Genomic DNA, 4,920 nt, shown 5'->3' on the forward strand with positions numbered 1-4,920 from the left:
CAATACCCCCGAGCGTACCAGCGCGGTTGCGACGCCTGCGCCGGCGCCGCCGGCGATGTCGTGCTCGATGCTGTCGCCGACGCAGACCACGCTGCCGCGATCCGGATTGCCGGCCAGCGCCAGCGCCGCCTCGTAGATCGCCGGATAGGGCTTGCCGATGCGGGTGACGCTGCCGCCGAGGCTTTCGTAGAGATCGGCGAGTTCGCCGGCGCCGAAGCGCGGTCCGACCGCCGTCAGCATGATCCTGTCCGGATTGGTGCAGAAGCACGGCACCTGCCGCGCCGCAGCCGGACCGAGTAGAGCGCGATAGTGGTCGAGATCGTAGCGGTCGCCTTCGCTGGCTGAAATCAGCACCAGCTCCGCATCGTCGCTGTTATCGGTCAGGGCCAGCGGCAGGCCATCGATCGCCGAGCGGTCGCCGTCGCGGCTGATCAGCAGGCATTTCGTTCCGCCCCTCAGCGCGCCCGAGGCCGCCATGTCGCGGAAGGCGCGCCACGCCACCTCGCCGGAGGAGACGAAGTGATCCCAGCTAGCCTCTTCGAAGCCGAGCTTCTTCAGGCGGCGCTCGTTCGGCTCCGCCCGCTTGCCAGAGTTCGAAATGAGCACCACTGTCTTGCCGGCGCGCTTCAGCGCCGACAGGGCTTCCACCGCGCCGGCATAAGGCTGCTGCCCGTCATGCAACACGCCGAACTGGTCGAGCAGGAAAACGTCGTAGCGCTCGGCAAGCGCTTCAATCCCATCGAGATGTCTGGCCAATTTCGCGTTCACAGCAGCCCCGCCTCGTTTGCGCCCCTGAGCGCCAGCTGCGCCGTGCCGGCGGCTGCCTCGTCGGACAGCGCCGGCACGAAATCGACGCCGAGCTTACGCTGCCGGATCGCGGTCCAGGCGGCGTTGGCGGCGCCGCCGCCGACACTGCGCACCGATGTCAGCTTCGGCGATCCGAGCTCGGCAAGCCGCCGATAGCCCAGTGCTTCGATAGAGGCGATGCCTTCCAGCATCGCCTTCAGGTAATCGGCGTCGGAAGCCGGCCGGGGCGTCAGCCGCGGCGGCAGCGTTGGATCGGCAATCGGAAAGCGTTCTCCGGCCGTGCCGAGCGGATAGTAGTCGAGGCCGGTCTCGGTCGCCGGATCGATCGCGGCACTCAGCTCGATGATGCGCGCCACCGAAAAATGACGGGCGAGCACCTTGCCGCCGGAATTCGACGCGCCGCCGGCCAGCCAGGCGTCGCCGAGCCGGTGGCTGTAGATACCGTAGCGCGGCGCCGAGATCGGCCGGTCGGACAGGATCTTGATGGTCAGCGACGATCCGAGCGCCGTCACGCCCTCGCCGGCGACTGTCGCGCCGGTGGCCAGGAATGAGGCGCAGCCATCCGTCGTCCCGGCGACCACCGCGATGTCGCGCGCAAGGCCAAACCGCTCGGCTGCGTCGGCGGTGAGCCTGCCGGTCACGCTGCCCGGTCTGACGATTTCGGGCAGCAGCTCCATGCGCATGCCGGTGGCGTCGATCCAGTCCGGCCAGCGGCCGGCCTCGACATCGTAGCCGGTCTTCAGGCTGTTGTTCTCGTCGCTGACATCGAAGCGGCCCGAGAATTGTCCGGCAATCCAGTCTGCTTGGTGCAGCATCCAGGCGACGCCGGGCAGGCGCTGGAAAGAGAGTGCCTTGGCGAGGCCCGAGGTCGCGCCGTGCGCGGCGCTTGCTTCCGGCGCCTCGCGGGCGATCACGGCGAGTATGGTGTCGACCGGAACCTTGTCGTTGTACATCAGCGGCTCGGCCAGCGGCCGTCCGACCGCGTCGACTGGCAGCACGGTGCCCGACGTGCCGTCGACGGCGATCGAACGCACCGCCGCGCGATCGATGGCGGAGAGCAATTCCTTCAGCGTTGCCTCGACCGCCGCCCACCAGACGACAGGGTCGCGGCTGTTGGCGCCAAAGCGGTCGAGTGGAACGGCGGCGCGCGCGGCGATGGAAAAATCCGGGCGCATGGCGACGGCGCGCGCGCCGGAAGTGCCGATGTCGATGCCTATGGCCAATGGCGCCATGTCGCTGTCCTTCGCAACTGCCGGCCGCGTCGTGCTTTCCGCTCGAAATTCCTGCAAGGGAGCCGACGTCGGTATCGCAGATACGAGCGATCTACGTCAATCATGATCTTCTTTCGTCAGAAATGACTTTGCTCTCCCATCGGGCTTGAGTAAGTTACGCCAAGCGACATCGGGAGGAAAAGTTGAGCGACTCCGGCCGCCAGCGTCAGATCGTCGAGATCTTGCGGGATCGCCCGTTCGCCTCGGTGCGCGAGCTGCAGGAGCGGCTTGGCGTTTCGGCGGCGACGGTCCGGCGCGATATCGACAAGATCGACGGGGCTGGCGAGGCGCGCAAGGTCTATGGTGGCATCTCGGCGCTCGACGGTGTAGCCCAGGCCGGCATCGCCTATGCCAGGCCCTATGACGAGAACCGCGACCTCGCCGTCGAGGCCAAGCGGCGGATCGCCGCCCTTGCCGCGACCATGGTGCGCGACGGCGACGCGGTCATCGTCCATGGCGGCTCGACCTGCTTTCATCTCGGCGTCAGGCTCGCCGACCGCAACATCCGCCTGTTCACCAATTCCATGCCGCTCGCTGCCTATCTCAGCGACCATGGCAACTGCAGCCTGACCATCGCCGGCGGCGATCTTCACCGCGAGCCCGGCATCATCCACTCGCTCGCCCAGGCCGCACCTTTCTACGCCGCGAAGTTCTTCGTCGGCGCCCAGGGGCTCAGCCAGGAAGGCGTGCTGGAATCGCATCCGCTGTTGGTCCGCTCGATCGTCGATTTGAGCCTGTGCGCCGACCAGATCGTGGTGCTGGCCGACAGCCGCAAGCTGTCGATCCATGCCCGCAATGTCGCGCTGCCGCTGTCGCGCATCGGCACGCTGGTGACCGATGACGGCCTGTCCGACGCCGATGCGCGTATGCTGGAAGATGCAGGCGTCATGGTGCGGATCGCCTCCGCCTCGGGGGCCGTCCAGTGAAAGTGGCGGTGCTCGATTTCGGCAAGACCAATTCGAAGCTGTTCGTCTTCGGGGAAGACGGGCGCATTCTCGACGAGCGCCGCACGAGGCCGATCTGGACACACAGGGACGGCTTCAGCGTGCTCGACGAGGCGGCACTGCATGACTGGGCGCTCGCTGCCGTTAACGAAGCGGTCGACAGTCACGGCATCGAAGGGCTGATGGTGTCCGGCCATGGCTGCACCTTCGCCTTGGTCGATGATACGGCGCTCACGCACCCGATCCTCGACTACGAGCAGGAGCCGCCTGCCGAGGTCGCGGCGCGCATCGATCGCCGCATCCCGGATTTCTCCGAGACCTTCTCGCCGCGCTTGCCGCTCGGCTTCAACTATGGCCGCCACATGCTGTGGCTGAACGAGGTCGAGCCGGGCGCCTTCGCCTCGGCGACATCGATCCTCGGCTATCCGCAATATTGGAGCTGGCGTTTCGGCGGCCGCGCCGTCTCGGAAGTGTCCTATCTCGGCTGCCATTCGCATCTGTGGGCGCCGCGCCGGCGCGACTTCTCCTCGCTGGTCGACGCCGAGAGCTGGCTCGGCCGCATGCCTGCTTTCGCGCGCGCCGGCGCTGTCATCGGCGAGCAGCATTTCGGCAAGGCCGGCAGGCCGGTCGCCATCCATCAACGGCGTCCATGACTCGAATGCCGCGCTCCATGCCTATCGCCGGCAGCAACTTGGTCCGCTCACAGCGGTCTCGACCGGAACCTGGGTGGTCGTGCTCAATCCCGACTGCCCGCTGGACGTGCTCGACCGCGACCGCGACATGCTGGTCAATGTCGATGTCGACGGCGGTCCGGTGCCGACCATCCGCTTCATGGGTGGGCGCGAATTCGCGGTGATCAGCGCCGGCTGGCAAGGCGCCATATCGCCGGCTTCGATACAGCTGGTGATCGACGCCGGCATAATGGCCCTGCCCAGCTTCGCGCCGGGCGGTCCGATGCCTGATCGCGTCGGCGAAGTGATCGGCGGCGCGCCCGACAGAGAAGAACGCGCTGCGGTGGCGCTGCTCTATGTGGCGCTGATGGTCGATCTGTCGCTCGACCTGATCCATTCCAAAGACACCGTCATCGTCGATGGCGGGCTGAACGCGGGCGGCCTGCTCGCCAGTCTGCTGGCGCAGCTACGGCCCGGCCAGCCCTTCCTGCAGGGCGCCACGCTGGAAGGCAGCGCCACGGGCGCCGCCGCTCTCGCCTTCGAGAGCGCCGGTCGAGGCATGGCCGCCGAAACGCCGGAGCCCGTTGATGCCGCGCACTTTGCCGGGTTAGCCGGCTATCGTGATCGCTGGCGAGATCTGGCAATCGGCGCCGAGAGCGACAGAAGCCAAACTGCGGCTCGCAAGATTTGAGCAGATGGAGACGATCATGGCGCGCATTGGAATCCATTCTTTCGTCTGGTCGGCGAGCTCGGCGCAGGCGGACCTCGAGCGCACGCTCGCCAACACGAAGGAAGCCGGCTTCGACCTGATCGAGTTCTCCTATCTCGATCCGGCCAATGTCGATATCAGTCGGCTTGCCCGGCGCATCGCCGATCTCGGCCTTGGCGTCGCGATCAGCATCGGCCTGCCGGCCGACGGCGATATATCGAGTGCCGACAAGGCTAGCGCCGCGCGCGGCGTCGACATCCTCAACCGCACCATCGCGCTCACCCGCGATCTCGGCGGCCAGAAGGTCGGCGGCATACTCTCGACCAGCCACGGCCTGCAGACCGAGGCGCCGACGCGCGACCAGTGGAACCGCAGCGCCGCAACGCTGGCCAAAGTGGCGGAGACGGCCAAGGCCGCCGGCGTCACGCTCAACCTCGAAATCGTCAATCGCTTCGAGAGCAATCTGCTCAACACCGCCGCGCAGGGGCTGGCCCTCATTGAGGACAGCGGTTCCGACA

The 4,920-nt window shown here is 67.1% G+C and carries 4 protein-coding genes and 1 pseudogene; 3 read left to right on the plus strand and 2 right to left on the minus strand.

Annotated elements, in window-relative coordinates; translation table 11 throughout:
* On the minus strand, positions 1 to 768 hold a 768-nt coding region (locus EOA33_RS24165; protein ID WP_127406766.1), incomplete at its 3' end, for a TIGR01459 family HAD-type hydrolase.
* Positions 765 to 2,039: an FGGY-family carbohydrate kinase gene (locus tag EOA33_RS24170; RefSeq protein WP_127406767.1), complete on the minus strand. Its 1,275-nt coding sequence runs from the start codon at positions 2,037 to 2,039 to the stop codon at positions 765 to 767. The genes EOA33_RS24165 and EOA33_RS24170, both read right to left, overlap by 4 nt.
* Positions 2,040 to 2,221: 182 nt before the next feature.
* Here EOA33_RS24170 and EOA33_RS24175 point away from each other — a divergent pair, with 182 nt between their 5' ends.
* The 3 genes and pseudogenes from EOA33_RS24175 to EOA33_RS24185 all read left to right on the plus strand — a co-directional run.
* Positions 2,222 to 3,004 (plus strand): DeoR/GlpR family DNA-binding transcription regulator, encoded by a 783-nt coding sequence (locus EOA33_RS24175; protein WP_126056873.1) that lies wholly within the window; start codon positions 2,222 to 2,224, stop codon positions 3,002 to 3,004.
* Positions 3,001 to 4,384, plus strand: a pseudogene (locus EOA33_RS24180) (carbohydrate kinase). Before EOA33_RS24175 ends, EOA33_RS24180 begins: the two are co-directional and overlap by 4 nt.
* Before the next feature lie 16 nt (positions 4,385 to 4,400).
* Positions 4,401 to 4,920, plus strand: a 520-nt coding sequence (locus tag EOA33_RS24185) for a sugar phosphate isomerase/epimerase (RefSeq protein ID WP_145989256.1), incomplete at its 3' end; no start/stop codon positions are given.

This window comes from Mesorhizobium sp. M4A.F.Ca.ET.050.02.1.1, assembly GCF_003997725.1.
In the GTDB taxonomy this organism is placed as follows: Bacteria; Pseudomonadota; Alphaproteobacteria; order Rhizobiales; family Rhizobiaceae; genus Mesorhizobium.

Bases quoted from the DNA above. Each gene is read 5' to 3' on its own strand.
- EOA33_RS24170 (WP_127406767.1), bottom strand. From the start codon at position 2,039: ATGGCGCCATTGGCCATAGGCATCGACATCGGCACTTCCGGCGCGCGC.